General features: G+C 64.0%; 31 protein-coding genes. All 31 read left to right on the plus strand.

The window, feature by feature from the left end:
* The first annotated feature begins 76 nt into the window (after positions 1-76).
* The 31 genes from C4K27_RS05985 (at position 77) to C4K27_RS06135 (ending at position 24,041) form a co-directional block, all read left to right on the plus strand.
* Complete coding sequence (locus tag C4K27_RS05985) at positions 77-841, plus strand: N-acetylmuramoyl-L-alanine amidase (protein WP_053259810.1); 765 nt, start codon at positions 77-79, stop codon at positions 839-841.
* Between the two features lie 233 nt (positions 842-1,074).
* The gene (locus C4K27_RS05990) at positions 1,075-1,599 is read left to right on the plus strand and encodes a hypothetical protein (protein ID WP_053259811.1); all 525 of its coding nucleotides are present in this window, start codon (positions 1,075-1,077) and stop codon (positions 1,597-1,599) included.
* Between the two features lie 3 nt (positions 1,600-1,602).
* Positions 1,603-2,211, plus strand: a complete 609-nt coding sequence (locus tag C4K27_RS05995) for a phage baseplate assembly protein V (RefSeq protein WP_007924013.1) — start codon at positions 1,603-1,605, stop codon at positions 2,209-2,211.
* A gap of 14 nt (positions 2,212-2,225) precedes the next feature.
* Complete coding sequence (locus C4K27_RS06000) at positions 2,226-2,558, plus strand: phage baseplate protein (RefSeq protein WP_007924012.1); 333 nt, start codon at positions 2,226-2,228, stop codon at positions 2,556-2,558.
* The gene (locus C4K27_RS06005) at positions 2,555-3,550 is read left to right on the plus strand and encodes a baseplate J/gp47 family protein (RefSeq protein ID WP_053259812.1); all 996 of its coding nucleotides are present in this window, start codon (positions 2,555-2,557) and stop codon (positions 3,548-3,550) included. The genes C4K27_RS06000 and C4K27_RS06005 overlap by 4 nt, the downstream gene beginning before the upstream one ends.
* A complete protein-coding gene (locus tag C4K27_RS06010; protein WP_053259813.1) occupies positions 3,547-4,281 on the plus strand; it encodes a phage tail protein I in 735 nt (244 codons plus the stop codon). The genes C4K27_RS06005 and C4K27_RS06010 overlap by 4 nt, the downstream gene beginning before the upstream one ends.
* On the plus strand, positions 4,278-4,808 hold the full coding sequence (locus C4K27_RS06015; protein ID WP_053259814.1) for a phage tail protein: 531 nt from the start codon (positions 4,278-4,280) through the stop codon (positions 4,806-4,808). The genes C4K27_RS06010 and C4K27_RS06015 overlap by 4 nt, the downstream gene beginning before the upstream one ends.
* 113 nt (positions 4,809-4,921) lie before the next feature.
* Positions 4,922-5,542: a hypothetical protein gene (locus C4K27_RS06020; RefSeq protein WP_053259815.1), complete on the plus strand. Its 621-nt coding sequence runs from the start codon at positions 4,922-4,924 to the stop codon at positions 5,540-5,542.
* Between the two features lie 9 nt (positions 5,543-5,551).
* Complete coding sequence (locus C4K27_RS06025) at positions 5,552-5,803, plus strand: tail fiber assembly protein (protein WP_053259816.1); 252 nt, start codon at positions 5,552-5,554, stop codon at positions 5,801-5,803.
* A gap of 85 nt (positions 5,804-5,888) precedes the next feature.
* The gene (locus tag C4K27_RS06030; RefSeq protein WP_053259817.1) at positions 5,889-6,110 is read left to right on the plus strand and encodes a hypothetical protein; all 222 of its coding nucleotides are present in this window, start codon (positions 5,889-5,891) and stop codon (positions 6,108-6,110) included.
* A 2-nt stretch (positions 6,111-6,112) separates the two neighbouring features.
* Positions 6,113-7,279, plus strand: coding sequence for a phage tail sheath protein (locus tag C4K27_RS06035; protein ID WP_053259818.1), 1,167 nt, complete (start codon positions 6,113-6,115; stop codon positions 7,277-7,279).
* Positions 7,279-7,785: a phage major tail tube protein gene (locus C4K27_RS06040; RefSeq protein ID WP_009042415.1), complete on the plus strand. Its 507-nt coding sequence runs from the start codon at positions 7,279-7,281 to the stop codon at positions 7,783-7,785. Before C4K27_RS06035 ends, C4K27_RS06040 begins: the two co-directional genes overlap by 1 nt.
* Before the next feature lie 153 nt (positions 7,786-7,938).
* Positions 7,939-8,550 (plus strand): phage tail assembly protein, encoded by a 612-nt coding sequence (locus tag C4K27_RS06045; RefSeq protein WP_053259819.1) that lies wholly within the window; start codon positions 7,939-7,941, stop codon positions 8,548-8,550.
* Positions 8,551-8,678: 128 nt separating this feature from the next.
* Positions 8,679-10,868, plus strand: coding sequence for a phage tail tape measure protein (locus C4K27_RS06050; RefSeq protein ID WP_053259820.1), 2,190 nt, complete (start codon positions 8,679-8,681; stop codon positions 10,866-10,868).
* Positions 10,868-11,251, plus strand: coding sequence for a phage tail protein (locus C4K27_RS06055; protein WP_009042419.1), 384 nt, complete (start codon positions 10,868-10,870; stop codon positions 11,249-11,251). Before C4K27_RS06050 ends, C4K27_RS06055 begins: the two co-directional genes overlap by 1 nt.
* Positions 11,244-11,456, plus strand: coding sequence for a tail protein X (locus tag C4K27_RS06060; RefSeq protein ID WP_009042420.1), 213 nt, complete (start codon positions 11,244-11,246; stop codon positions 11,454-11,456). Before C4K27_RS06055 ends, C4K27_RS06060 begins: the two co-directional genes overlap by 8 nt.
* A gap of 9 nt (positions 11,457-11,465) precedes the next feature.
* Positions 11,466-12,482, plus strand: a complete 1,017-nt coding sequence (locus C4K27_RS06065) for a phage tail protein (protein ID WP_053259821.1) — start codon at positions 11,466-11,468, stop codon at positions 12,480-12,482.
* A 139-nt stretch (positions 12,483-12,621) separates the two neighbouring features.
* Entirely contained in the window at positions 12,622-13,206 is a 585-nt protein-coding gene (locus C4K27_RS06070; protein ID WP_053259822.1) for a phage tail terminator protein, read from the plus strand.
* Complete coding sequence (locus C4K27_RS06075; RefSeq protein WP_025806664.1) at positions 13,203-13,385, plus strand: DUF2635 domain-containing protein; 183 nt, start codon at positions 13,203-13,205, stop codon at positions 13,383-13,385. Before C4K27_RS06070 ends, C4K27_RS06075 begins: the two co-directional genes overlap by 4 nt.
* Positions 13,385-14,881 carry a phage tail sheath subtilisin-like domain-containing protein gene (locus C4K27_RS06080; protein ID WP_053259823.1) on the plus strand — a complete coding sequence of 499 codons (1,497 nt, stop codon included), beginning with the start codon at positions 13,385-13,387 and terminating at the stop codon, positions 14,879-14,881. The genes C4K27_RS06075 and C4K27_RS06080 overlap by 1 nt, the downstream gene beginning before the upstream one ends.
* Before the next feature lie 66 nt (positions 14,882-14,947).
* Positions 14,948-15,295 carry a phage tail tube protein gene (locus C4K27_RS06085; RefSeq protein WP_007923973.1) on the plus strand — a complete coding sequence of 116 codons (348 nt, stop codon included), beginning with the start codon at positions 14,948-14,950 and terminating at the stop codon, positions 15,293-15,295.
* Positions 15,292-15,588 (plus strand): phage tail assembly protein, encoded by a 297-nt coding sequence (locus C4K27_RS06090; protein ID WP_007923972.1) that lies wholly within the window; start codon positions 15,292-15,294, stop codon positions 15,586-15,588. The genes C4K27_RS06085 and C4K27_RS06090 overlap by 4 nt, the downstream gene beginning before the upstream one ends.
* A 130-nt stretch (positions 15,589-15,718) precedes the next feature.
* Entirely contained in the window at positions 15,719-17,671 is a 1,953-nt protein-coding gene (locus tag C4K27_RS06095) for a phage tail tape measure protein (RefSeq protein ID WP_081002218.1), read from the plus strand.
* Entirely contained in the window at positions 17,658-18,896 is a 1,239-nt protein-coding gene (locus tag C4K27_RS06100; RefSeq protein WP_053259824.1) for a DNA circularization protein, read from the plus strand. Before C4K27_RS06095 ends, C4K27_RS06100 begins: the two co-directional genes overlap by 14 nt.
* Positions 18,897-18,899: 3 nt before the next feature.
* Positions 18,900-19,940 (plus strand): phage baseplate assembly protein, encoded by a 1,041-nt coding sequence (locus tag C4K27_RS06105; RefSeq protein ID WP_053259825.1) that lies wholly within the window; start codon positions 18,900-18,902, stop codon positions 19,938-19,940.
* A gap of 64 nt (positions 19,941-20,004) precedes the next feature.
* On the plus strand, positions 20,005-20,514 hold the full coding sequence (locus C4K27_RS06110; protein WP_009042427.1) for a phage baseplate assembly protein V: 510 nt from the start codon (positions 20,005-20,007) through the stop codon (positions 20,512-20,514).
* Positions 20,514-20,912: a phage GP46 family protein gene (locus C4K27_RS06115; RefSeq protein WP_053259826.1), complete on the plus strand. Its 399-nt coding sequence runs from the start codon at positions 20,514-20,516 to the stop codon at positions 20,910-20,912. Before C4K27_RS06110 ends, C4K27_RS06115 begins: the two co-directional genes overlap by 1 nt.
* Positions 20,902-21,942 carry a baseplate J/gp47 family protein gene (locus C4K27_RS06120; protein ID WP_009042429.1) on the plus strand — a complete coding sequence of 347 codons (1,041 nt, stop codon included), beginning with the start codon at positions 20,902-20,904 and terminating at the stop codon, positions 21,940-21,942. The genes C4K27_RS06115 and C4K27_RS06120 overlap by 11 nt, the downstream gene beginning before the upstream one ends.
* Complete coding sequence (locus tag C4K27_RS06125) at positions 21,930-22,529, plus strand: YmfQ family protein (RefSeq protein WP_053259827.1); 600 nt, start codon at positions 21,930-21,932, stop codon at positions 22,527-22,529. The genes C4K27_RS06120 and C4K27_RS06125 overlap by 13 nt, the downstream gene beginning before the upstream one ends.
* A gap of 11 nt (positions 22,530-22,540) precedes the next feature.
* Positions 22,541-23,395 carry a glycine-rich domain-containing protein gene (locus tag C4K27_RS06130; RefSeq protein ID WP_053259828.1) on the plus strand — a complete coding sequence of 285 codons (855 nt, stop codon included), beginning with the start codon at positions 22,541-22,543 and terminating at the stop codon, positions 23,393-23,395.
* A 4-nt stretch (positions 23,396-23,399) separates the two neighbouring features.
* Positions 23,400-24,041 (plus strand): hypothetical protein, encoded by a 642-nt coding sequence (locus tag C4K27_RS06135; RefSeq protein ID WP_053259829.1) that lies wholly within the window; start codon positions 23,400-23,402, stop codon positions 24,039-24,041.
* The last annotated feature ends 110 nt before the right edge of the window (positions 24,042-24,151 follow it).

The raw sequence follows: 24,151 nt of genomic DNA on the forward strand, positions 1-24,151 counted from the left end.
AATCAACCCTCCCGGCCGGGAGGTGCCAGATACGGCCCAGCGTCGTACACCCATCCGTTTCAAAGAGAGGCAAACCATGATCCCAATCGACTACAACAGCTACCGCACCCTCGCGCCCTACAACAAGCGGGTGCGTTTCCTGGTGCTGCATTACACGGCGCTGAACTTCGAGGCATCGGTCAAGGCGCTGACCACTGGCGCGGCGAGTGCCCATTACCTGATCCCGGCGCTGCAGGACCCGACGTATCAGGCCGCGGGCTTCCAGGAACAACGAATCTTCAACCTGGTGGCCGAAGAAGACCGCGCCTGGCATGCCGGTGTCAGTGACTGGGCCGGTCGCAGCGGCTTGAACGACACCTCCATCGGCATTGAGATCGTCAATGAGGCCACCGATGTCAATGGCGTCTTCACGTTCCCGGACTACGAACGCTCCCAGGTCGAGGCGCTCAAGCAACTGGCCCTGAATATTCTCCAGCGTTATCCGGACCTGTCGCCAAAAAACGTGGTGGGCCACTCCGATATCGCGGTGGGCCGCAAATCCGATCCGGGCCCCAAGCTGCCCTGGAAAGAGCTCTACAAAGCCGGGATTGGCGCCTGGTACGACGAGCCGACCAAGAGGAAATACGTCCAGCAATTCCGCGCCGCGGGACTACCCGAACGTGCCGAAGTGCTCAAGGCTTTCGCCACCTACGGCTATGGCGTGCCGGCCCAGGCAACGGATGACTTCTTCCAGTCGCTGGTGCGGGCGTTCCAGATGCACTTCAGGCCGAAGAACTACACCGGGAAACTGGACGTGGAAACCTGCGCGATTCTTTATGCGCTGAATGAGAAGTACGCCTGACTCGATCAAGGCGAATCACTCGCAGGGCAGGGGCTCCATCGAAGGTGATGCCGGACCTCAGCGAAGTCTCGTGAGCCATCTGTTGCATCACCGATCCCGTCCCTGACGTCGCTCGCCGACCTGGCGATCGAGAATCCTGCCCAAATCGACATTCGCTGTTCCTCCATCTCGCGCGACATCCGCAGCGCTCCTGCACAACTTCAACCCCTGCTATCTGAACAGGAGGCCTCTCTATGCCCACAGTCATCGACAAGCCGTCGCAGCTGTTTTTCGCCATTGCCGAGACCCTGCGAGGGGCTGGCCTTGGCCTCAAGGTTGGCAGTCACCAGGACTTTGATGGAGTGCTCGATCAAGCCTGGGTGTTGATTGCGATCGAGCGCGATGCCCCGGGCATGCGCAGCCAGGAAGGGCGTGTCGCCCATGTCCTGACAGTCTCGCTGCAAGCCGTGGCGGCTGTGGGGGCCGAGCGGTCCGGGTTCGAGCCTTGTGATCTGGCGAGCGCGCTGAAGGACCTGGCCACGGATAACCGCTGGGGTCTGCCGGCAGCGCAGTGCGACTTGCCGATGAACCTCGAGGGCCTGCCCTCGACCCTGATTCGCGGTGAGCAGCAGCACGCGGCCTGGACGCTGTCGTTCACCCAGACGCTGTACCTCGGGCAGCCCTTGCTGGACGACCCGACCGGCATACCGAAGTTCGCCCGTACCTGGGAAGTCTCGAACATCGATGACCCCGACCAATACCAAGCACTGGAGGGCTGAGCCATGTTTGACGAGCTGCTGCGCATGCAGCTGGGCCCGATCATCGAGCGGCTGGCCGAGATGGAAACCGAACTCGATGACTTGCACCGGCGGGCGGAAAACCACTGCCGTATCGGTGTGTGCCAGGCGGTCGATGCGGCCAGCAACACCTGTCGGGTCAGCCACGGAGAGCTGCTGACCCCGGCGATCCGTTTCTTCAACCCCAGCGCCGGCGCGCAAAGCGAATCGCGCATTCCCTCCGTGGGCGAGCAGTGCCTGCTGTTCAACTACGGTGGCGGCGACGGTGGCGCGCAGTCGGTGGCGCTGTTCGGCCTCAACTGCGACCGCTTTCCACCGGTGTCGACCCTGGCCGCGCTGACCCGCCGCCAATACGCCGATGGCACCCAAAGCAGTTATGACGATGCCGGTCATGTCTTGAGCTGGAGCAATGGCCCGACCGCGCTCACCGCTTCCCGCGAGGCGGTCGAGTTGAGCATCGGGCCCGCCCGGCTGGCGATGAGACCAGAGGCGATCGAGCTGCGGCTGGGCGCGGTGGGCATCTTGCTCGACAGCGCCGGCATCCACTTCAGCGGCCCCTTGGTGGAACACCAGGGCCGCGTTATCAGCCCTTGATTAAGAGGCTTCCCATGATTGGAGTCGATAGAAACACCGGCGCCGCGGTCGATGACTGGCTGCAGTTCGTGCAGCGCGCGACCCGCGCCCTGACCACGCCGCTGGGCACGCGGCAGAAGCGCCCGTTGTACGGCTCGCTGATTCCCGACCTGCTGGGCCAGAACCTCGGCGATGACTTGCTGATCCTCGCCCAGAGCCATGCCGCGCAGGCGTTCTACAACGAGCAGAACGGCATCGGCGATTTCGAGCCGCAGGTCATAGTCGCCAGCCGGCGCGGCGCCGGGTTGCTGTTGCGTTTCGCCGGCACCTGGAAAAACCGCCAACAGACGTTCGAGGTCGTGACATGAGCATGCTGATACCTGGCGAACACCAGTTGGCCGAGCCGGCCATTGTCACCGTCGAAGAATTCGAGCCACTGCTCGCCGAGTTCAAGACCTTCGTCGTCGATTACGTGGCCCAGCGTTCCCCCGCCAATGCGCAGAAACTCCAGGCCAGCCTGGCCAATGAAAGCGAGCTGCTGACCCTGGCGCTGGAGGCCTTCTGTCTGCGCCTGCAAACCCATGAGCGCAAGTACAACGCCCGCATCAAGCAGATGCTGGCCTGGTGGGCCACCGGCAGCAATCTCGATGCACGGCTGGCGGACATGGGCCTGGAGCGGCAGTTGCTCGACCCGGGCGATCCGGCGGCCTTTCCGCCGGTGCCCGCGGTCTACGAAAGCGACCAAGATGCGCGCCTGCGCTACTACCTGGCGCCCCACGCGCCGGCCGCCGGTTCGCGCATGCAGTACCGCCGCGAAGTCTTCACCCTCGGCGAGCGGCCGACAGTGAAGGTGGACTCCACCGAGGCGGGCGTGGTGACCGTCACCTACACCTTCGACCCGGACGGTTTCGCCGCTCAGGTCAAGGATGGCAACGGGCGCCGTACCGCACCGGGCGAAGTCCAGGTCACGGTGCTCTCGCGGGAAGGCGACGGCACCCCATCCGAGGACCTGCTCGAAGGCGTGCGCAAACACTTTGCCCGGCCGGACGTGAAGCCGGAAACGGATCGGGTGACGGTGCAGGCGGCACAGATCAAGCCCTACAAGATCCGCGTGGTGGCCAAGATCAACCCGGGGCCCGATTCGGGACTGACCCAGCTCGCCACGCAGCAGCAATTGCAGGCGTACGCCGACAGCTGCCATCGCCTGGAAGGGCGGGTGGATCCGAGCTGGATTGATTACACGCTGCATACGGCAGGAGCGGTACAGCTGGAGATTCTCGAGCCGGTGCAACCGATCGTGACCACGGCTTTCCAGGCGCCGTATTGCACGGAGGTTGAAGTGGAGGTGCGTACCCTATGAGTGACGACACTGTTCGCTTGAGCCTGCTGCCGGCCAACAGCTCAGCGCTGGAAAAGGCCCTCGATCTCGGTTTCGCCCGCTTGCTCGAACGTGTGGACCCGCCTTTTCCCGAACTGATGAGGCCTACCCAGACTCCTTTGGACTTCTTGCCTTATCTGGCGGCAGATCGCGGGGTCAGCGAATGGGATGCGGGAGCCAGTGAGGCCGAAAAGCGCCTGACTGTTTCGCTGTCCTGGCAGATCCAGCGGCAGGCCGGGACCAACAAGGCATTGAGTCATGCCGTCGAGTCCCTGGGCTTCATGCCCAACATCGCGGCCTGGTACGAGCAGCGACCGCAGGGGCATCCCTATACCTTCGATGTGCAGGCAATCATTGTCCGCGACTGGTCCAGCGGTGATCACAATCGCTTGATACGCCGCATCAACGCCGCCAAGAGCGAGCGCGACGACGGCACTATCACCATCGTCCATCAAACCACGGGTGGGTTGCGACTGGCCGCTGGCGCCGATCCTGGCCTGAGCATCAGCGATGACAGCCAGCCTGGGGCCTTGCCCGAGGTCAAGTTGCACGGATCGCTGAGCATGAGTTGCGTTGCATATACACCGCTGAGCGATGGCGAACTCTGTCTTGACGGAGCACTGCCTGAATTCGGGCTCGGCGCTCGGTTTAACAGTGCCGGGGTTTCCCTGCACTACACCATTAACGACTACGACCTCAGGGCGCAGCTATGACAGAAGACATTACGCGCTTGGTTCGCTTCACTTCCGCCGGTCTGGATGAAGTGTTGGCGGCAAAGAACCAAGGCTTGAAAGGTGAGATCACTCACATCGGCGCCGGCACCGGTCGCTACAACCCGGACGGCACGGAAACAGCCCTGCGTAACGAGCGCCAGCGAGTGGCGATCGTGGACTACGAGGACCTGGGCTCGCGCCAATTACGGATGGCGGCGCTGTTCGAGGGGGCGGATGAATACGAGATCGGCGAGTTCGGTTTCTACCTGGCCAGCGGCACCCTGCTGGCGGTGTATTCGGTGGCTGGCAAGTTGCTGACTTACAAGGCTGCTGCTGCACGGGTGCTGCAAAAGTTCACGCTGGATATTTCGCCGTTGCCGGCAGACAGCGTGACGGTGGTGGTGGGGGCTGAAAACCTCAATATCTTGATAAGCGAGGAGATCACTGCTCTTGCGACTGCGAATATCGACAATATGGCGCGCCATGTTGATTTGATGTTTCGTGTCATGTCGCTGGAAGCCAAATAAAAAGAGTAGGTGGCAATGGCTGTTCTTTTTGAAGTTTATTTTATAAGTAAGTCTGCAACGGGTGTACCTGTTCTTGGGTGCGCAAGCTGATCAATAGCACAAGGATTTTAAACGTGAGTCTAGAAACTACAGTCGCATCGTTGGTGACGGCGGCAAATAACTTGACCTCTGTCGTCAATGGGAAAATTGGCAGCATCAACAGCACCATGACCACGGCTTTGGCTCAATTCAATGAGTGGCGAAGCCAGAAAGATATTGACGGTGACCCCGCGGCGCTAGGCACCCTTCGCCGTAATATGTTGCAAGGACACGTCTATGGTACGGGAGGCTTGCAGGGGACTTCGGTGGAGGGTGATTTCGTATCGACCGACCTGGGCACCATCACAAATGTGTATATGCATTTCCAGGTGCCTTTGAATATCAATGTGAACTCGGAAATGTTCTGGTTCAATATCAAGGGCTACAGTTACGGGACCGCAAAGATTATCGACGAGACACTGGTAGGTTATTGCTATCAGCCAACCCGGTCTCTGCAAAATGTATCAACATTCGGAAATATGACACCTGCTGTTTATGTCGATACCAACGGCAATATTGTGATGCGCATTCTCCTTCCGAATATTTATTTCACAACTGTGCGCATCGATACCATGCGTGTGGGTAATGGCCGTTTGTTCAAGCAGGGTGACCTGAAAACAAAATTGTCATTGGCTGAAACCGTTGTTTTTAGTTAAGGAACCGAAATGACCGATACAACCGTAAGTACAGAACTTCCGCTGGCGCTGCCGACACCTGAAATCGAATGGGCCGCCATTCGTACCCGCCGGGATCAGCTTCTGCAGGCTACTGACTTTACTCAACTGGCGGATTACCCGGTCACTGAGGCCCAGCGAGCTGAAGTAGCGGCGTACCGCAAGGCGCTGCGGGACATCCCCCAGCAGGAAAAAGATCCCACCAAACTGGTTTGGCCTGAACTGCCAGACTTCGTGAAGTAACACCCACCGCGAAAGCGGTTTTTTTTCGCCCGCACAAAGCCCCATAGAGGGGCTTTGGCGCTTTTGCGTCTGGAGAAACTCATACATGTCCATCCGCCAAACCTACACCGTCCTCGTGCCATTCCCCACCGGCGGCGGCCACTGGTCGAAGGTCGATCAGCAGCTCGACCTGCTCGACGTCGAGGCCAGCGCCTTGCGTGCCGCCGGCCGCCTGGAACTGACCAGCGTCCTTGCGGCGCGCCAACCGGCCGAAGCGGCCACCCCATCCACCGCGGCCAAAAAGGCCGCTGCCAAGAAGGCTGAATAACCATGGCTGAGGTTCTGAACTTCGAGCACAACGGCATTACCGTCAATGCCACCGAATCCCCCGAGGCCATGGGTGGCCTGGGTGACAACGTCATCGGCCTGGTCGGCACCGCGCCGAAGGCCGACCCGCTGATTCCGCGCAATGCGCCGTTCCGCATCAACAGCTTCACCACCCAGGCCCTGCTGGACCCGACCGGCGCTGAGTCGGGCACCCTGTTCCAGGCGGTGTACCAGATCCTCAAAGTGGTCAAGGTCCCGGTCTATGTGGTGATCGTCGAAGAGGGCGCGACCCCGGCCGACACCGTCAACAACGTGATCGGCGGCGTCGACGCCACCACCGGCCGCAAGCTCGGCCTGGCAGCCCTGGGCAGTGTCCCGGAAGACCTGACCATCATCGGCGCGCCGGGCTTTACCGGCACCAAGGCGGTGGCCGGTGAGTTCGCTGCCTTCGGCAAGCGCATCAAGGCCCGTGTGGTGCTCGACGGCAAGGATGCCGCGGTTGCCGACCAAGTGACCTACAGCAAGGAACTGGGCGGTGCGGACCTGGGTTTCGACCGCTGCCTGGTGGTGCACAACATGCCGGCCGTGTACTCCAAGGCGGCGAAGAAGAACGTGTTCCTGGCGCCGTCGAGCCTGGCCATCGCCGCGCTGGCCAAGGTCAAGCAGTGGGAGAGCCCGGGCAACCAGGTGACCTTCGCCGAAGACGTCTCGCGCACTGTGGAATACAACATCCTCGACACCTCGACCGAGGGCGACCTGCTCAACCGCTACGGCGTCAGCTACTACGCCCGCACCGTGCTCGGCGGCTTCTCGCTGCTGGGTAACCGCTCCATCACCGGCAAATTCATCAGCTATGTCGGCCTGGAAGACGCCATCAGCCGCAAGCTGGTCAAGGCCGGGCAGAAAGCCATGGCCAAGAACCTGACCAAGTCCTTCATGGATCAGGAGGTCAAGCGCATCAACGACTGGCTGCAGACCCTGGTCGCCGACGAAACCATCCCGGGCGGCAGCGTGTACCTGCACCCCGAGCTGAACAGCGTCGAGAAGTACAAGAACGGTACCTGGTACGTGGTCATCGACTACGGCCGCTACGCGCCGAACGAGCACATGGTGTATCAGCTCAACGCCCGCGATGAAATCATCGAGCAGTTCCTGGAGGATGTTCTCTAATGTTTACCAACCGCGTAAGACAGGCCATCGCGGCCACCCTGCAAGGCCTGCCGTTGTCGGCGACCGTGGAAGAGTTCACCCCGCCGAAGATCGAGTTCGAAATGGAAGCGATGACCGGTGGGCGCTTCATCGCCGAAGAAATGGCCAAGAGCGGCAAGGCACTCACCGCCACCCTCAAGCTGCAGGGGCTGGGGCCGGAAATCATGCTGGCGCTGGGCGTGAAGCTGGGCGACGACATCCTGCTCAATGTCCGCGAGGCGGGCCAGGACCAGGATGGCAAGACCTGGTTCACCTACCACACCGTGGGCGGCAAGCTGAAATCCCTGGCCGAAACGGCCATGAAGATGAATGAAAAACCCACCACCACCCTGGAACTCGCCTGCCGTACCTACAACCGCATCGAGAACGGCGTGCCGGTGATCGACATCGACGTGCGCACCCAGAAGTTCGTGCTCAGCGGCGTCGACATTCTCGGCGACGCCCGTCGCGCGGTGCTGATGCCGTAACCCCCCTTGGCAACACCCTTTGCAATACCCCCTGCAACACTCTTGTAGGAGCGAGCTTGCTCGCGATGGCAATGCAACAGCCACATCACAGTCGTCGCTCAATCCCCAATCGCGAGCAACTCGCTGCTACCCCCTTTATCAAGGAATTCATTCATGTCCTGGACGCCTCCGCTCCATGTCCTGTTGTGCCCGATCACCGCCGACGATGAGTCGCAGATCGCGCAGATTCAGCTCAAACCATTGTTTTATGCCGCGCAAAAAGAGGCCCTGGCCCGCGCCGGCGATGATGAGGACGATCAGTTCTTCGAGCTGGCGAAGCTGGCCACCGGGTTGTCGGCCAATGAGCTCGACCAGCTCAAGCGGCCGGACTACGTGAGCATCGCGCAGTACGTCCATGACATGTCGACACGCCCGGCTGCGTACTTCCTCCAGCAGGGCGCCGAGTTTGAAACGGCCAGCGACATCCCTGGCGACGCCTCGGCGCAGGGCGACCTGGACCAGGTGAACCTGCTGTTGCCACTTGAAGTGGCGGGCCAGCGCCTGACATCCCTGACCCTGGAAATGCCCGCGTTGCGAGCGACCAAGGTGATGAAGAAGCTCAAGACCACCAAGGAGCGCGCCGAATTCATCACCGCGCATTGCACCGGCCTGATGCTGCCCGACCTGGCGCTGCTCAGCGTGCCTGACTGGACGCAGTTGCAAGAGCGCATCGACGATTTTTTAAACAAACCGGCGGCCTTCTTTCGGAGCGCGACATCGAAGTGATTCTCGATGTGGTGCCGCTCATTTACTCGGTAAGTGAGGCGGAAATCCTGGAGTGGGACGCTGGCAAGGCCTTGCGCCGCTACGACATCGCGATCACTCGCCTTGGCGTGAAAGAGGAGTAGAGCGAAATGGCGAACAATCAGTTTTCGCTCAAGAACGCCACCGTGCAACAGCACGGGCTGGCGCCCGTCGGCGTCATGCAGCCAGGCGCCCCCGTGACGAGCCCGGCGGATGCCGGCCTGTCATCCGGCAGCTTTATCCTGGCCTTGAATGCCGCCAGCGTGGACATTCGCCTGCTGACCACGGCCATCGACTCGTTGAAGTTGACGCTGTCGTCGCAACGTTCGTTGCCGCTGGCATTCGCCGGCAGCGCCAAGGCCGAGGCTAAAGCCCCCGACAAGGCCGCAGGCGGGCTTCAAGCGCCTGACCTGTTCAAGTCGGCGATGGCGATGGATGCGGCGCTGGCCGATCTGGGGAGGGTGGTTTACCTCCCTGGCAATGAGCGCGATGAACTCGCGCAAGATAATTACCGCATGGCCAGTTATCGAGGGGTCGCCGCGGGTGGAACCACGGCCGTCGACCTGGCGAAGCTCGAATACGCCGCGGCCAAGGCCGGGATCGACAACGACAAGGGCGCCTCTGCACGGCAAACCCTGACGACATTCGCCGGAGATGCCGCGCTTACGGCAACCGCGTTCAAGATGCCTCCCAAGGATACCGGGGACATGATGGCCGGCTGGCGCACCTCGATGAAGCTCGATCGCACCCAGGCGCTCGATCTGGCGGATGCGATCAACCACCTCGGCAAGCGACCAGGAGATGCAGAGGCGGCCGACATCGGGACGATCCTGCAACGGCATGGTGCTGCCGCCACGACGGCGGGGCTTGCCCCGGAGCAGGCGGCGGCACTGACGACGGCCTTGCTCAACACCGGCACGCAAAAGGCCGATGCGGGAGCCGCGCTGAAAGGCATCACTGCCGTGCTGGGCAAGGGCGAACCGAAGTCCCAGGCGCAGCAAGCGGCCTTGCAACGGTTGAATATCGACCCGCTGAAGCTGGAGGGGGCGGGCGCCCTGACCGACCTGCTCAAGGCGCTGCAAGCGCCCGATTTGTCGAGCCGGGAGCGCTCCACGCTGGCCGGCGCGCTGTTCGGTGGCGCGGATGAAGCAGCGTTGCGCCTGTCGCAACAGCTGCCTGAAGTTCAAAAGGCATTGGCGCAGGTCGCCGACAAGCAGCAGTACGCCACCTCGGAGCTGGGCGACAAGGGCTCGGTACGCCAGTCCGCATCGGCCCAGGCGAATACCTTCGACGCCCGCTTGAACCGGATGAACAGCGCGTTCGGTTCCGCTCTCGCGCCGGTGGCGGAAGGGGCGATGGTGCCTATCGGTGGGGTGGTCGATGGCTTGAGCAGCCTGGCTACGGAGTTTCCGAAGATCGCTGCCGGCCTGGCCTTGGCGGGGGCCGCCATCGCACCGGTGGTGGGCCGCCTGCTCAAGTCGGTGCTGGACGAAGTCTTTACCCAGGTAGCGAAAAAGCTGTTGAGCCTGGCGGCTCCGAGCCTGCCGTCGAGTATTGGCAAGCTGTTCGGCGAGGGCGGGGCCTGCTGTGGTGGCCCTTCGGGCGGCGGTGAAAGCCGCGGCCAGAATAGACAAGAGCGAAGGCGACAGGAGAGGCAAGCAAAGAAAGAGCAGCAAAAGAAACAAGCCAATACGGCAAAACCCGCCCCCAAAAACACCTCTGCAACTGCGCCACGCGCCGGGCTGATGTCGCGCATTGGCCGTGGGTTGAGAGGCAGTTTTGCCGTCGTGCGTTCCGTGTCCGGCCGGGTGGCCAGTCGGCCGCTCAACCTGCTCAGGGCCGGCCTGAATGTGTTCAGGGGTGTGCGTAACCGCGACCCCGGGGCCATTGGTTCCGGCTTGGGCACCCTGGGTGGCTCCTGGGCCGGAGGTGCATCCGGTGCCGCGCTGGGCGCGGCCCTGGGCAGCGTCGTGCCGATCCTCGGCACGGCTGTCGGCGGGTTGGTCGGCGGCGCCATTGGCGGATGGCTGGGCGGCGAGGCGCTCGGCCGGCTCGGCGGCGAGGCGGGGAACCGCCTGAAGTCGCCGGATGAGGTGAGCAAGAACCTGGTGGCCAGCTCGGCTTCCAGCCAGCAGGTCACTTTCGCCCCGGTCGTCAATATCTATGGCCAGGATCAGGCCACCTCCAGGCAACTGGTGGACATGGTGATCCAGCAAATGCAGATGCAGGTCATGCCCCTGATGATGAGCAACCCGCTCGCGGTACGGCGCGACGCGGCCCTGACCGATGGAGTGATGTGATGCGACAGCAGATGGCATTGGGCAATTTCATTTTTGGCCTGTCCGCCGGGTTCGCCTATGAGCGGCTTGAGCGCAAGACGGACGGTGGCTGGGCCAGTATCGACATCGTCACCAGCAAGCCGAAGTCGCAGCAGGTGGGGCAGAAGCTGGAAACGCTGCAGATCAGTGGCAAGTCGATGTACGCCACGGGCATGGCGCGCCTGGACCAGCTGCGCGAGTTGCAGGCCGCCCGTGTGCCCTTGCCGCTGGTGGACGGTATCGGCCGCAACTGGGGGCGCTGGCGGGTCAACCTGGTGACGGAGGTGCAGACCTCCATCATCGATGACGGCACGGCGCTGGTGATCAACTGGACCATCAACCTCGAGGAATTCGTCAATGCGTAGGGTTCGAAGTATTGCCGGCGATTCGGTCAACCTGCTGCTCTACCGCGAGGTGGGACGTTGCGACGATGCAGTCGAGGAAGCGCTCTGGCGCCTCAATCCGCTGCTGGCCGAGAAGGGCCCGGTGCTGCCGGCGGGTGTCTGGGTGATCGTGCCCGAGATCGAGTCTCGGCCGGTGGCTGCAACGCCCGTCTCGGCCTGGGACTAAGGAGGCGCCATGACCCTGGGATTCACCCCGAGCATTGAGCTCTACGGCGCCAATGCCGCACGCTTCAACGAACGACTGATCAGCTGGACGCACATCGACGCCGCGGGCATCGAGTCCGACCAGCTCTCGCTGACCCTCGATATCGAAGGCCTGGAAGGGCTCCCCGAGCTGGGCGGGAAGGTCGGCCTGCGGGTGGGCTATCTGGAGTCGGGGCTGGTGGATCGTGGCGAGTTCGTCATCACCCGCCGCACGCCCAACCTGTTTCCGCCACGCCTGACTCTGGTGGCCACGGCCGCCCCCTTCAAGGTGGCGGATACGACCGGCTTCAAGCAGCGCCGCTCCGCCAGCCATGGCCCCACGACCCTCGGCGCGCTGTTTCGCCAGCTGACCTCGCGCCACGGTTTTTCACCGCGAGTGGCGCCTGAACTGGACTCGATCCCGATCCCGCATGTCGATCAGTGCAACGAGACCGACATGGGCTTTCTGACGCGTATTGCCCGCCCGCACGATGCCGTCACCAAACCGTTCAACGAGATGTATGTGCTGGCGCTGCGCGGGCAGGCGAAGTCGCTCTCCGGAAAGATCCTTTCGCCGGTGCGTTTGAGCGTGACCCGGGATAACCGCCCGGGAGATACGGCATTCATCTCGGCCAGCATCGATGAAAACGGCCGGGCCAAGCACAAGGGCTGCAAGGCCACCTGGTGGGATTCAGCGGCCGGCAAGGAGCGTGTGGTCAGCCTGGGGCAGGCTCCTTTCCAGGTCCTGCGCCAGCGTTACCCAGCAGAGGGCGAGGCCCGCGGCGCAGCCCAAGGCGCCATGCGCCGCATCGAGCGCGAAGCGATCAAGTTGAAGATCGACTGCCCCGGTGATCCGGCGCTGTCGGCCGAGGGGCTGGTGTCGCTGGACAACAGCTGGCCGGGGTTCATGCAGGGCACCTGGTCGATCGACAAGGTGACTGCCAGCGGCAATCGCGAAAAAAATTATCGCTGCCTGATCGAGGCTACCTGCCTGGAGCAACAGCCCTAGTTACCGGGCCTTGCCCGGCCGTTCTGATCTTGCGCGCCGTTGTTTCCACTCCATCCTGTTGCCCGGGCGCCCGCTGCCTGGGCGATCGCTTGTGGCCGCGCCTGAAGGTTTCCCATTCACCCCGTTGTGGAGCTTCTTCATGAAGATCACTCCGATCCTCACGCAACTGCGCGATCACTGCCCCGGCCTGGCCAATCAGGTGGCCGTCGGCGTCGATCTCGCGCTGCTGCAAAGCAATACCGCGTTGCCCACCCCCAGTGCCCATGTGACGCCGATCGCCGATCTGGCCAGCCCGAGCACCGGGCAGAACGTTACCCGCCAGGCCATCCGCGACCGCTTGGCGATCACCCTGGTGCTGGACGCCAGCGACGGCCGGCAGGCCCTGGAGCAACTCGAAAGCCTGCGTGCCGAGTTGTGGCGGGCGCTGGTGGGGTTCAAGCCGGGCGCGGACTACAACCCGATCGAATACGACGGCGGCGAGCTGGTTTCGCTCAGCGCCACGCGGTTGTTCTATCAGCTGCGCTTTTTCGCCGAGTTCCAGCTGGGACGCAACCTGGCCAGCCAGCCGGCGGAAACCTGGTGCGAGCGTGAACTGGACGGCCTGCCGTCCTTTACCGGGGTCACGGTGCGGGTCGATGCCATCGATCCGGCGGACCCCAACCTGCAACACCCGGGGCCCGACGGGCGCCTGGAACTGACTTTCTCTGGAGACGTAACGCAATGAGCAACCGCATCACTGTGCTGCCGGCCGCGGGCCGCGCCGTGCCGGACCCCGAAGCCGGCGACCTGCTGCCGCTGGAAGGCCGTGAAGTCGACGACAACGCCTGGTGGCGCCGGCGTCTGGCCGATGGCGATATCACCCTCAAGGCCGCGAAGGCGGCCAAACCACAAGGAGCCAAATAATGGCGATCGGATTCAGCAATATTCCGGCGGACATTCGTGTGCCGCTGTTCTACGCCGAGATGGACAATTCGGCGGCCAATAGCGCTTCTTCGGCGATGCGCCGACTGATCGTGGCCCAGGTCAACGACAATGTCGCGCCGGCCGAAACCGGCAAGCTGGTGCTGGTGTCCAGCGTCGCGCTGGCCAAGAGCATCGGCGGTCAGGGCTCGATGCTCGCCTCCATGTACGAGACCTGGCGCAAGACCGACCCGGTCGGTGAGATCTGGTGCCTGCCGCTGCACAACGTCGAAGGCAGCGTGGCCAAGGCCGAGCTGAAGTTCACCGGCACCGCCAGCGCCAGCGGCGTGCTCAACCTGTATGTCGGTGGTGTGCGGGTTCAGGCCGCCATCGTCAATGCCGCCACCGCGGCTCAGGCCGCCAGCGCGCTGGCGCTGAAAATCAATGCCGCCGCCGACCTGCCGGTGAGCGCCGCGGCGGTCGAAGGCACCCTGACCCTGACCGCCAAATGGACCGGCGACAGCGCGAACGACATCAGCCTGCAGCTCAACCGCCTGGGCAAGAGCAATGGTGAAGAAACCCCGGCTGGCTTGAGCGTGACGGTCGGCAAAATGGCCGGCGGCGCCGGCGTGCCGGATCAGGTCGCTGCCCTGGCGGCCCTGGGCGATGAACCTTTCGAGTTCATCTGCATGCCGTGGACCGACACCGCGACCCTCAACGCCTGGCAAGCCGTCATGGATGACAGCACCGGTCGCTGGTCCTGGGCCAAGCAACTGTTCGGTCACGTCTACAGCGCCAAGCGCGGCACCGTCGGCACCCTGGTGGCGGCAGGGCAAGCACGCAACGACCAGCACATCACCATCCAGGCCCTGGAGCCGGGCGTACCGCAGCCGTTCTGGGTGCAGGCCGCGGCACTGGCCGCGCGCACCTCGGTGTTCATCTCCGCCGACGCCAGCCGTCCGACCCAGAGCGGCAGCCTGCCGGGTGTCGATCCGGCGCCGGCCAGCGAGCGTTTCACCCTGACCGAGCGTCAATCGCTGCTCAGCTACGGCATCGCCACCGCCTACTACGAAGGCGGTTACGTGCGCATCCAGCGTTCGATCACCACCTACCAGAAGAACGCCTACGGCCAGGCCGACAACTCCTACCTGGACAGCGAAACCATGCACCAGTCGGCCTTTATCGTGCGCCGCCTGCAAAGCGTGATCACCAGCAAGTACGGGCGCCACAAACTGGCCGCCGACGGTACCCGCTTCGGCGCCGGCCAGCCGATCGTGACCCCGAGCACCATTCGCGGTGAGCTGATTGCCCAGTACGCCAAGCTCGAACTGGAAGGCCACGTGGAGAACGCCGAGCTGTTCGCCGAGCACCTGATCGTCGAGCGCGACAGCCAGGACCCGAGCCGGGTCAACGTGCTGTTCCCGCCGGACTACATCAATGGCCTGCGAGTGTTCGCGCTGCTCAACCAATTCCGTCTGCAGTACGACGCGGCGGCCTAAGCCGAGCCTCTTTCACTGCGCTTTTCCAGCCCGCCTGGTGCGGGCTCATTTTTTGGGAGAAACACCATGGGTCAACTGATTGCGGGCACCTGCTACGTCAAAGTGGACGGCGCTCAACTGACCATCAACGGCGGCTGCGAAGCGCCGCTGATGTCCGTGAAACGGGAAACCATCGTGCCGGGTTTCTACAAGGAAACCGACATTGCCCCGTCCTTCAAGGTCACGGCGCTGCACACCCCGGACTTCCCGCTCAAGCAGCTGGTGGCCGGTTCCGACATGACCGTCACCTGCGAGTTCAGCAACGGCAAGGTCTACGTCCTGGCCGGCGCCTACCTGGTGGAAGAGCCGGTTTCCAAGGGTGACGACGCGAGCATCGAACTGAAGTTCGAAGGCATCAAGGGGACCTGGCAATGAGCGATAGCGTAAAGCTGCGTGTGGCCATCGAAGCCCACGGCGAACCACTGACCGAACTGACCCTGCGCCGCCCGACGGTGCAGGAGGTGCGGGCGATCAAGGCGCTGCCGTACAAGATCGACAAGAGCGAAGAAGTCAGCCTCGACATGGACGTCGCGGCCAAGTACATCGCGGTCTGTGCCGGCATCCCTCCGTCCTCGGTCAACCAGCTCGACCTGGCCGACCTCAACGCCCTGAGCTGGGCGGTCGCGAGTTTTTTCATGAGTGCGGCATCGGAGCCATCAGCGACCTGATCGCGGTTGCCTATGACCTGGCCTGGTTCTGGAAGGTTGACCCCGAACAGATGATGGCCAGGCCACTGGATGTGCTCCGGGAGTCCCTGGAGCACGCGCAACGGATCAATGCGATGCAGCAGGTGCAGTGATGGCGAACATCAATCAAAGCTTGAATCAGACGAGCATCAAACAGCGCCTGAGCGTGACCAATGTGCAGACCACGGTGAACATGCTGGTGGTCATGCAAGGCATGCAGAAACTGGACGCCGAGCTGGGCGAGGTGCGTTCGAAAGTCAGCCGCTTCAAGAAAAGCATCGAAGACAGCGGCCTGGGCGGGCTGGATTTTTCCGGCCTGATCAAGGGCGGTGGCCTGGCCGCGCCTTTCGTGGCGGGGGTCAATTCCGCCATCGAATTCGAGAACCAGGCGGCGCGGGCCAAGCTGGTGGCGCAGGGCATCGAACCGCCCAAGGATGTGCTGGGCGAGACGGGCACTAACCTGAAGGCGTTCAGCGACAGCGTCGACGACATCTCGCAAAAGTTCGGCAGCGCGCTGCTGCCGGCGGTCAACTCGGTAGTGACCGCCGTGCAACCGCTGCTGGGCTTTGTGGCCAAGGTCATTGAAAGCAACCCGCAGCTGGTCCAGGGCCTCGCCGCCGGCGCCTTGGCCTTCACCGCGATCCGCGGCGCCATGACCCTGGCCTCGTCCGCCGTGACCCTGTTCAGCAGCGGCCTGCTGGCCTCGCCCATCGGCCTGATCGCCCTGGGGATCGCGGTGGCGGCGGGCCTGATCGTGGCCAACTGGGAGCCGCTGTCGGCGTTTTTTGTCACCCTCTGGGCGGGCATCAAGGACGCCGCCGTGCAACTGATGGCGGGGTTGAAGACGGTCTTCGGCTGGACCCCGCTGGGGATGGTGATCGCCAATTGGGGATCGATCACCGGCTTTTTTGCCGGCCTCTGGGAACAGCTCAAGACGATGGCCGCGTCCGTGGTCGATTTCTTCAAGCAGGTGTTTTCCTGGACGCCGCTGGGGCTGGTGATTGAAAACTGGACGCCCCTGAGCGGCCTGTTTTCTGCGCTGTGGGAGTTGCTCAAGGCGCTGTCCGTTCCGGCGATGGACTTCCTCAAAGGCCTGTTCGCCTGGACGCCATTGGGGATGGTGATCAACAACTGGGGCGCGATCAGCGGTTTCTTCGCCTCGCTCTGGGCCGGCCTGCAAGGTCCGGCGCAGCGGGTCAAGGCCTTCTTCATCGGGCTGTTCGACAGCTCGCCACTGGGGCTGGTGATCAACAACTGGGGCGCGATCAGCGCTTACTTCGCTTCGCTCTGGGCCGGCCTGCAAGGTCCGGCGCAACAGGTGAAGGACTTCTTCGTCATGTTGTTCGACACCTCGCCACTGGGGATGGTGATCAATAACTGGGGCACGATCAGCACCTACTTCGACGCCATCTGGGCAACCCTGAAAAGCGCGGCGCAGGTCATCAAGGACTTTTTGGTCACCCTGTTCGAGTGGTCGCCCGTGGGGCAGATCATTGCCAACTGGCAACCCATCAGCGATGTGTTCGCGGCCCTCTGGGAGGTGTTGAAAGCCCTGGCGGCGCCGGCCATCGAATTCATGCGTGGCCTGTTTGAGTGGTCGCCCCTGGGACAGATCATCAAGAACTGGGAGCCGATCACCGAATGGTTCAGCGGCCTGTGGCAACGGCTGCAGGCGGTGATCGCACCGATCAGGGAACTGTTCGACGGTGGTTTCGCCGGTTTCGTCGCCCGCGTCACCGGCAAGGTGGAAAACCTCACCGAGGCGCAGCGGCAAACCAATGCCGAAGGCAAAGGCGCGCTGGCGCCAGCGTTCTTCGGTGGCGGCCAGCCGGCGCCGGGTTCTTCGGCGCTTTCCGCCGGCCTGCCGCAAAGCTCCACCTCGCTGCTGCAGCAGAGCGCGGCCAACAACCGCACGCAATTGCAGGGCGGTCTGACGGTGAGCTTCGAAAACGCCCCGGCGGGCCTGCGTACCAGTGCGCCGCAAATCAACCAACCCGGCGTGGCGCTGTCGTCGCGTGTCGGCTACCGCTCACTTTCGCTAGGAGGTTCCAATGAGCTGGCGTGATCGTTTGTTGCCGGCGTCGTTTCGTGGCGTCGGGTTCTGGGTCGACCAGGCGAAAACCCCGGTCGGCCACAAGGGCCAGTTGCACGAGTACCCGCAGCGTGACCTGCCGTTCTACGAGAGCCTGGGGCGGCAGGCGCGGACCCACGACCTGACGGCGTTCATCGTCGGCGCCGATTGCCTGGAGCAGCGCGACAAGCTGCTCCAGGCGCTGGAGCAGGGCAGCGGTGAGCTGGTGCACCCGTGGCTGGGGCGCCTGCAGGTCAAGGTCGGCGAATGCGAGATGACCCAGAGCCGCCAGGACGGCGGCCTGGTGACCTTCACCCTGAAGTTCTACCCCGACCAGCCGTTGCAGTTCCCCAGCGCCACGGTCAACACCCGCCAGCTGTTGCTGGTGTCGGCCGACAGCCTTATCGGCTCGGCGGTGCGCCGCTTCGAGGAGGCCATGACCCTGGTCAAGGCCGCGCGCATCGGCATCGCCGACCTGCGCAACAGCCTCAAGGAGGTCTACCAGACCATCGAGCAGGAGCTCAAGCCGCTGATCGACACCTACCGCGATCTCAACCTGCTGGTGCGGGCGATCAAGGACTTGCCCAAGGAAGTGAGCGCCGAGTTCAAGGGCTTGCTGGGGGACATCAAGGACCTCAAGGACTATGCGCGCAACGGTTACCGCGGCGTGCTGGCCAACGTTTCGCAGCAGGTCGAGGCGGTGAAGAAGATCGACACGCCGAAACTCACCACCGGCAAGGACACCACCGCCGCGGCGCAAGCCATGGCGGACCTGGTGCAGGACGCCGTGCTGGTGCGGATCGCCCAGGCCGTGGCCTCGCTGCCGGTGGCGACACCGGCGGTCAAGCTGAGCGGCACGCCGCCTTTGGCCAAGCAGGCGATCCAGCCGGTGACCCGCGCGGAAGTGCCGGTGGCCGACGAGGTGCTGGCGCTGCGCAACGCGATCAACGAGGCGATCTGGCAGGCCGCGGAAAAAGCCGACGCCCTGCATTACGAGGTGCTCAACGGTCTGCGCCAGCTGGTCTACGGCCACCTCACCGCGGTGGCTTCGTCCGGCGTGCGGCTGGTGGTCAAGAACCCGATGCAGAGCCTGCCGACGGTGGTGCTTGCCTATCGGCTGTTCGGCGATGCCACCCGGGCGGCCGAAGTGCAGCAGCGCAACGGCGTGGCCCATCCCGGCTTCCTGCCGCCGACCAACGTCAAAGTGGCGGGGGAGTGAGCCATGGGCAACTTCGATAACCGGGTGCTGTTGACGGTGGACGGCCAGGATTACGGCGGCTGGAAAAGCGTCGAAATCAGCGCCGACCTGGAGCGGCAGTTTCGCACCTTCAAGCTCGACGTGACCTGGCAATGGCCGGGCCAGACCCTGGACCAGCGCATCCGTCCCGGCGCCAAGTGCCAGGTGCGCATCGGCGCCGACCTGTTGCTCAGCGGCCATGTGTTCAAGGCGCCGATCAGCTATGACGGTCGGCAGATCGGCCTGAGCATCGAGGGCAGTTCCCTGACCCAGGACCTGGTGGATTGCGCGGCGATCAACCAGCCCGGCCAATGGCGCGAGCAGAGCCTGCTGAAAATCGTCCAGGCCCTGGCCGCGTCCTACGGCGTCGGGGTGGTCAGCGAGATCGCGGAAACCACGCGGCTGAGCAGCCACAGCATCGTGCCTGGGGAAACCGTGTTCCAGTCCATCGACCGCCTGCTGACCTTGTTCCGGGTGTTCTCCACCGACGATGCCGAAGGCCGGGTGCTGTTGGCCCGGCCGGGCAGCGGCGGGCGCGCGGTGGATGTGCTGGAGTTGGGCAAGAACATCCTCTCGGCCAGCGCGCCGATGGACTTCAGCCAGGTGTTTTCCGAGTACCGGGTGATCGGCCAGCACAAGGGCAACGACCAGAAAAGCGGCGCCGCGGTCAGCGAAGTGTCGGGCGTGGCCAGCGACGGCACGGCCAAGCGCAAGCGGGTCACGGTGATCAACGAACCGGCCCAGCTGACCCAGGAGCTGGCCCAGCAACGGGCCGACTGGGAAAGCGCCATTCGCACCGGCAAGGCCCTGACCAGCACCTACAAGGTGCAGGGCTGGCGCCAGAGCAACGGCGAGCTGTGGCGCCACAACACCCTGGTCCGGGTGATCGATCCGGTGCTGGGTTTCGACCAGGACCTGCTGATTTCCAAGGTCACCTACTCGCTCTCCGAGCAGGGCTCGATCACCACCCTGCAGGTGGCGCCGCCCCATACCTTCGACGCCAGTCCGGTGCCCCCCAAAACCTGATGCCGCCCTATCCGCAGGAGTCGCTCCTGCAGAAAGCGCAGGCTTCGCCGCCAAGGACATTTCCATGAGCCTACTGACACGCCTGTTGGCGCGCGGCACCGTCGTGCTCGCCAACTCGGCCAACAAACTGCAATCGCTGCAAATGCGCCTGACCGCCGGCGAAGTGAACGACGACATGGAGCACTTCGAACCCTACGGCTTCACCAGCAACCCGCTGGCCGGCGCCGAAGGCATCGCCACCTTTCTCGGCGGCGATCGCTCCCATGCCATCGTGCTGGTGGTCGCCGACCGCCGTTTTCGCCTCAAGGCCCTGGCCCCCGGCGAAGTGGCGATCTACACCGACGAAGGCGACAAGATTCATTTCAAGCGTGGGCGGATCATCGACATCGAGACCGCCACCCTCAATATCCGCGCCAGCAGCGCGGTGCATATCGACACCCCGACCCTGACCCAGACCGGCAAGATCGTCTCCCAGGGCGACCAGGTTGCTGGCGGCATCAGCCAGATCCAGCACGTGCATGGCGGCGTGCAGTCGGGTAGCGGGCAGACCGGCGCGCCGGCGGGAGGCCAATGATGTTTATCAGCCAAGACCTGCACCGCGCACTGACCCGTGCCGTGCTGATCAGCCTGTTCACCTGGCGTCGCGCGGCGGACGACGACCCGCTGGACGACGAGGAGCGCTTCGGCTGGTGGGGCGACAGCTTTCCCACCATGGCCGACGACCGCATCGGCTCGCGGTTGTGGCTGCTGCGGCGGGTCAAGCTCACCCGCCAGACCCAGCTCGACGCCGAGTTCTATGCCCGCGAAGCCCTGCAATGGCTGATCGACGATGGCCATTGCAGCGCGGTCGAGATCATCAGCGAACGTCTCGACGACCAGCGCCTGAACCTGCGCACGACGCTGGTCCTGGCCAACGGTGAACGCCTGGACATCAACCCCGATAACAGTTGGCAGGTGACCTATGCCCTTTGATACCCCTTCGCTGCCGGTGCTGATCAAGCGCACCCAAAGCGACCTGGCCAGCGATGCGCTGCGCCAGTCCGATGCGCAAGTGCTGGCCCGTACCCTCGGTGGCGCCGCCTATGGCCTCTACGGCTACCTGGACTGGATCGCCGATCAGATCCTGCCGGACAAGGCCGACGAGTCGACCCTGGAACGCATCGCCGCGCTGCGTCTGAACCAGCCGCGCAAGGCCGCCCAGGCGGCCAGCGGTTCGGTGAGCTTCACGGCGGCGGCAGGCGCGGTGCTGGACGTCGATACCCTGCTGCAGGCCAGTGACGGCCGCACCTACAAAGTCACCGCCGCCCGCACCACCAGCGCCGGCAGCAACAGCACCACCGTCCAGGCCCTCGACGCCGGCACCCTGGGCAATGCCGAGGCCGGCCTGAACCTGATCCCGGTGCAACCGATCCAGGGCATCGGCAATACCTTCACCGTGCTCGCCCCCGGCCTGAGCGGCGGCGTCGCCGCGGAAAGCCTGGAATCGCTGCGCGCCCGGGTGATCCGCTCCTACCGCATCATCCCCCACGGCGGCTCGGCCCAGGACTATGAGACCTGGGCGCTGGAGTGCCCGGGGATTACTCGGGCGTGGTGCCGTGGCAGCTACCTGGGGCCGGGCACCGTGGGGCTGTTCGTGATGCGCGACGACGATGCGCAACCGATCCCGAATGCCGAGCAACTGGCGGAGGTAAAGGCTTACATCGAACCGTTGCGTCCGGTGACGGCCGAGTTGCATGTGCTGGCGCCGCAGCAGTCGCCCGTGACCTACAGCCTGCGCTTGTCGCCGGACACCAGTGCGGTGCGCGCGGCGGTCGAGGCCCAGTTGCGCGATCTGCACAACCGTGAGGCCGGCCTGGGCGACACCTTGCTGATCAGCCATATCCGCGAGGCCATCAGCAGTGCCGCCGGCGAGAACGATCACCGGCTCAGCGCGCCGGCCGCGGATGTTCCCGCCGCCAGTAACCAGTTGCTGACGTTCGGAGGTTGCGTATGGCTGGAGTAAGAACCGCCGCGCAATACCAGAGCCAGCTGCGCAGCCTGCTGCCCAGCGGCCCGGCCTGGGACCCGGAGCGGGTGCCGGAGCTCGAGGAGGTGCTTGAAGGCGTGTCCCAGGAACTGGCCCGCCTCGACGCCCGCGCCGCCGACCTGCTCAACGAAATGGACCCGGCCGGTGCCAGCGAACTGGTACCGGACTGGGAGCGGGTGATGAACCTGCCCGACCCCTGCCTGGGCCCGACCCCGTTGTTCGACGACCGCCGCCTGGCCGTGCGCCGGCGACTGCTGGCCGTCGGCAGCCAGGCGCTCGCCTACTACATCGAGATCGCCCGTAGCCAGGGCTATCCGAACGCCACCATCACCGAGCTCGAAGCCCCGCGCATGGGCCGCGCACGGTTTGGTGACGCGCATTTCGGCACCTGGCAGGCGCAATTCATGTGGACGCTCAACACCGGTGGACGACTGCTCCTGGGCCGGCGCTTTGGCGCGAGTTACTGGGGCGAGCGTTTCGGCATGAACCCGGGCTCGGCCCTGGAATGCCAGATCCACCGCAGCGCGCCGGCCCATACGCGGGTGCATATCAATTATGACTAGGGGATAGACCGATGGATTATCCGAAGAGTGTGCCCAGTGCCGGGTTGGTCAATGGCAGGTTCGTCGATGAGAACCCGCTGACCGGCACCCCGGGATCGCTGATTCCGGCGGACTGGGGCAATGGGGTGACCCAGGAACTGCTGGCCGTGATCACGGCGGCCGACCTGACGCCCAGCGAGGCGAACCTGACGCAGCTGTTGAGCGCGATTCGCAGCATCAGCCGCAAGAGCGCGGGGCTCGGCATTCAGCGCTTCACCGCCAATGGCAGCTTCACCGTGCCGGAGGGGGTGACGAAGATCTGGCTGAGTGGGTGTGCGGGTGGGGGCGGTGGCGGCGCCTGCCCGGGAGGCACGAGTGCGACTGCTTCCGGTGGTGGCGGGGGCGGTGCCGGGCAGCCGGTTATCCGCTTTCCTGTCTCCGTGACGCCGGGACAGGTCATTCCTGTGGTGATCGGGGCGGCCGGGGTGGGTGGCAATGGCGCGGTATTGGCGACCAGTGGGGGCAATACATTGGTCGGCACAGCCGGCTCCCTGCTGTCGCTGTCTGGCGGGAACGGAGCTCCCGCTGGGGTCAATCTCCCCGGCTATGTCCCTGGTGCCCCGGGCGGACCGGGTTTTCCTGCGGGAGGTGATGCCACGGATGTTTCATCCAGCACTGTCGCCGGCATTGGTGGTCCGGGGGCAAGTGGTCCGTATGGTGCGGGTGGGGGGATCTCCAGATCCGGCACAACTTCCGGGTACGCGGGCAAGCCCGCCTACGGTTATGGCGCGGGTGGTAGCGGCGCGGGTGGCTATTACATCGCGGGTACTGGCCTTGCACAACCTGGTGGGAATGGCGCCCCAGGTTTCATGCTGATTGAGTGGTGAGCATATGAGCAAACAAATTCTTTATTGCGTGACATCGGGGACGGTCATCGATTGGCAGGACCTCGATCAATTTGCTTATGCCGCGCCTGCGCCCGCGATGAAGGTGCTGCCGGTCACTGCCGAACAATGGAAGCAGAAAGATGCGCTGCATTTCGTACTGGATGGCGACCTGACTCGGGTCGATGGACCTCCACCCTCCGCTGCTCATTACTGGGACGGTAGCCAGTGGTCGCTGGACTCCCTGAAGGCCGCGACCATCGCCGAACAGGAGGCGGAGCAACTTTGCCGGCGAGTGGACGCGGAGGCTGACACCGCCCGGCAGATGATCAGTGGCGATCCGCTCAAGGCCGCGGAGTATGCCCAGGCCGCCAGTGAAGCCCAGGCTTTCAAGGAGGCCGGCTACCCGAAAAAAGCAGTGCCTCTCGCGGTAAGCGCCTGGGTGGTGAAAGGCCGTACCGCCAGGGAAGCGGCCGACCAGATTCTCGCCAAGGCCGCCGAGCTCAACAGCAAGCTGCTCGCACTTCGCACGCTGCGATTGCAGGCAAAAGAGCGCATCCGGGCTCAGGCCAGCAAGGGCAAGCAGGAGGCTGCGAAAGACGCCTGCGAGGCAGCGATCGAGGCGATTCGCAAGGTTGCCGGCGACTGAACGGGAACGCCGTGTTGCGTTTCAAGCAGCCGTCCAAGGTCGCCCAGGTGGCCAGCGGTTCGCCGAGCTTCAGTGCTATGGCCTGCTCGCCATAGGTAGCCAGAGCACGG

The organism is Pseudomonas chlororaphis subsp. chlororaphis, assembly GCF_003945765.1.
GTDB classification, from domain to species: Bacteria; Pseudomonadota; Gammaproteobacteria; order Pseudomonadales; family Pseudomonadaceae; genus Aquipseudomonas; species Aquipseudomonas chlororaphis.

Excerpts from the sequence above, each read along its gene's own strand:
- C4K27_RS06105 (WP_053259825.1), top strand. The coding sequence starts at position 18,900 with ATGGGCAACTTCGATAACCGGGTGCTGTTGACGGTGGACGGCCAGGAT.
- C4K27_RS06025 (WP_053259816.1), top strand. The coding sequence starts at position 5,552 with ATGACCGATACAACCGTAAGTACAGAACTTCCGCTGGCGCTGCCGACA.
- C4K27_RS06035 (WP_053259818.1), top strand. The coding sequence starts at position 6,113 with ATGGCTGAGGTTCTGAACTTCGAGCACAACGGCATTACCGTCAATGCC.
- C4K27_RS06050 (WP_053259820.1), top strand. The coding sequence starts at position 8,679 with ATGGCGAACAATCAGTTTTCGCTCAAGAACGCCACCGTGCAACAGCAC.
- C4K27_RS06065 (WP_053259821.1), top strand. The coding sequence starts at position 11,466 with ATGACCCTGGGATTCACCCCGAGCATTGAGCTCTACGGCGCCAATGCC.
- C4K27_RS06095 (WP_081002218.1), top strand. The coding sequence starts at position 15,719 with ATGGCGAACATCAATCAAAGCTTGAATCAGACGAGCATCAAACAGCGC.
- C4K27_RS05990 (WP_053259811.1), top strand. The coding sequence starts at position 1,075 with ATGCCCACAGTCATCGACAAGCCGTCGCAGCTGTTTTTCGCCATTGCC.
- C4K27_RS06090 (WP_007923972.1), top strand. The coding sequence starts at position 15,292 with ATGAGCGATAGCGTAAAGCTGCGTGTGGCCATCGAAGCCCACGGCGAA.
- C4K27_RS06130 (WP_053259828.1), top strand. The coding sequence starts at position 22,541 with ATGGATTATCCGAAGAGTGTGCCCAGTGCCGGGTTGGTCAATGGCAGG.
- C4K27_RS06115 (WP_053259826.1), top strand. The coding sequence starts at position 20,514 with ATGTTTATCAGCCAAGACCTGCACCGCGCACTGACCCGTGCCGTGCTG.
- C4K27_RS06085 (WP_007923973.1), top strand. The coding sequence starts at position 14,948 with ATGGGTCAACTGATTGCGGGCACCTGCTACGTCAAAGTGGACGGCGCT.
- C4K27_RS06135 (WP_053259829.1), top strand. The coding sequence starts at position 23,400 with ATGAGCAAACAAATTCTTTATTGCGTGACATCGGGGACGGTCATCGAT.
- C4K27_RS06125 (WP_053259827.1), top strand. The coding sequence starts at position 21,930 with ATGGCTGGAGTAAGAACCGCCGCGCAATACCAGAGCCAGCTGCGCAGC.
- C4K27_RS06000 (WP_007924012.1), top strand. The coding sequence starts at position 2,226 with ATGATTGGAGTCGATAGAAACACCGGCGCCGCGGTCGATGACTGGCTG.
- C4K27_RS06100 (WP_053259824.1), top strand. The coding sequence starts at position 17,658 with ATGAGCTGGCGTGATCGTTTGTTGCCGGCGTCGTTTCGTGGCGTCGGG.
- C4K27_RS06030 (WP_053259817.1), top strand. The coding sequence starts at position 5,889 with ATGTCCATCCGCCAAACCTACACCGTCCTCGTGCCATTCCCCACCGGC.
- C4K27_RS06005 (WP_053259812.1), top strand. The coding sequence starts at position 2,555 with ATGAGCATGCTGATACCTGGCGAACACCAGTTGGCCGAGCCGGCCATT.
- C4K27_RS06055 (WP_009042419.1), top strand. The coding sequence starts at position 10,868 with ATGCGACAGCAGATGGCATTGGGCAATTTCATTTTTGGCCTGTCCGCC.
- C4K27_RS06080 (WP_053259823.1), top strand. The coding sequence starts at position 13,385 with ATGGCGATCGGATTCAGCAATATTCCGGCGGACATTCGTGTGCCGCTG.
- C4K27_RS06015 (WP_053259814.1), top strand. The coding sequence starts at position 4,278 with ATGACAGAAGACATTACGCGCTTGGTTCGCTTCACTTCCGCCGGTCTG.
- C4K27_RS06120 (WP_009042429.1), top strand. The coding sequence starts at position 20,902 with ATGCCCTTTGATACCCCTTCGCTGCCGGTGCTGATCAAGCGCACCCAA.
- C4K27_RS06045 (WP_053259819.1), top strand. The coding sequence starts at position 7,939 with ATGTCCTGGACGCCTCCGCTCCATGTCCTGTTGTGCCCGATCACCGCC.
- C4K27_RS06010 (WP_053259813.1), top strand. The coding sequence starts at position 3,547 with ATGAGTGACGACACTGTTCGCTTGAGCCTGCTGCCGGCCAACAGCTCA.
- C4K27_RS06040 (WP_009042415.1), top strand. The coding sequence starts at position 7,279 with ATGTTTACCAACCGCGTAAGACAGGCCATCGCGGCCACCCTGCAAGGC.
- C4K27_RS06070 (WP_053259822.1), top strand. The coding sequence starts at position 12,622 with ATGAAGATCACTCCGATCCTCACGCAACTGCGCGATCACTGCCCCGGC.
- C4K27_RS05995 (WP_007924013.1), top strand. The coding sequence starts at position 1,603 with ATGTTTGACGAGCTGCTGCGCATGCAGCTGGGCCCGATCATCGAGCGG.
- C4K27_RS05985 (WP_053259810.1), top strand. The coding sequence starts at position 77 with ATGATCCCAATCGACTACAACAGCTACCGCACCCTCGCGCCCTACAAC.
- C4K27_RS06060 (WP_009042420.1), top strand. The coding sequence starts at position 11,244 with ATGCGTAGGGTTCGAAGTATTGCCGGCGATTCGGTCAACCTGCTGCTC.
- C4K27_RS06110 (WP_009042427.1), top strand. The coding sequence starts at position 20,005 with ATGAGCCTACTGACACGCCTGTTGGCGCGCGGCACCGTCGTGCTCGCC.
- C4K27_RS06075 (WP_025806664.1), top strand. The coding sequence starts at position 13,203 with ATGAGCAACCGCATCACTGTGCTGCCGGCCGCGGGCCGCGCCGTGCCG.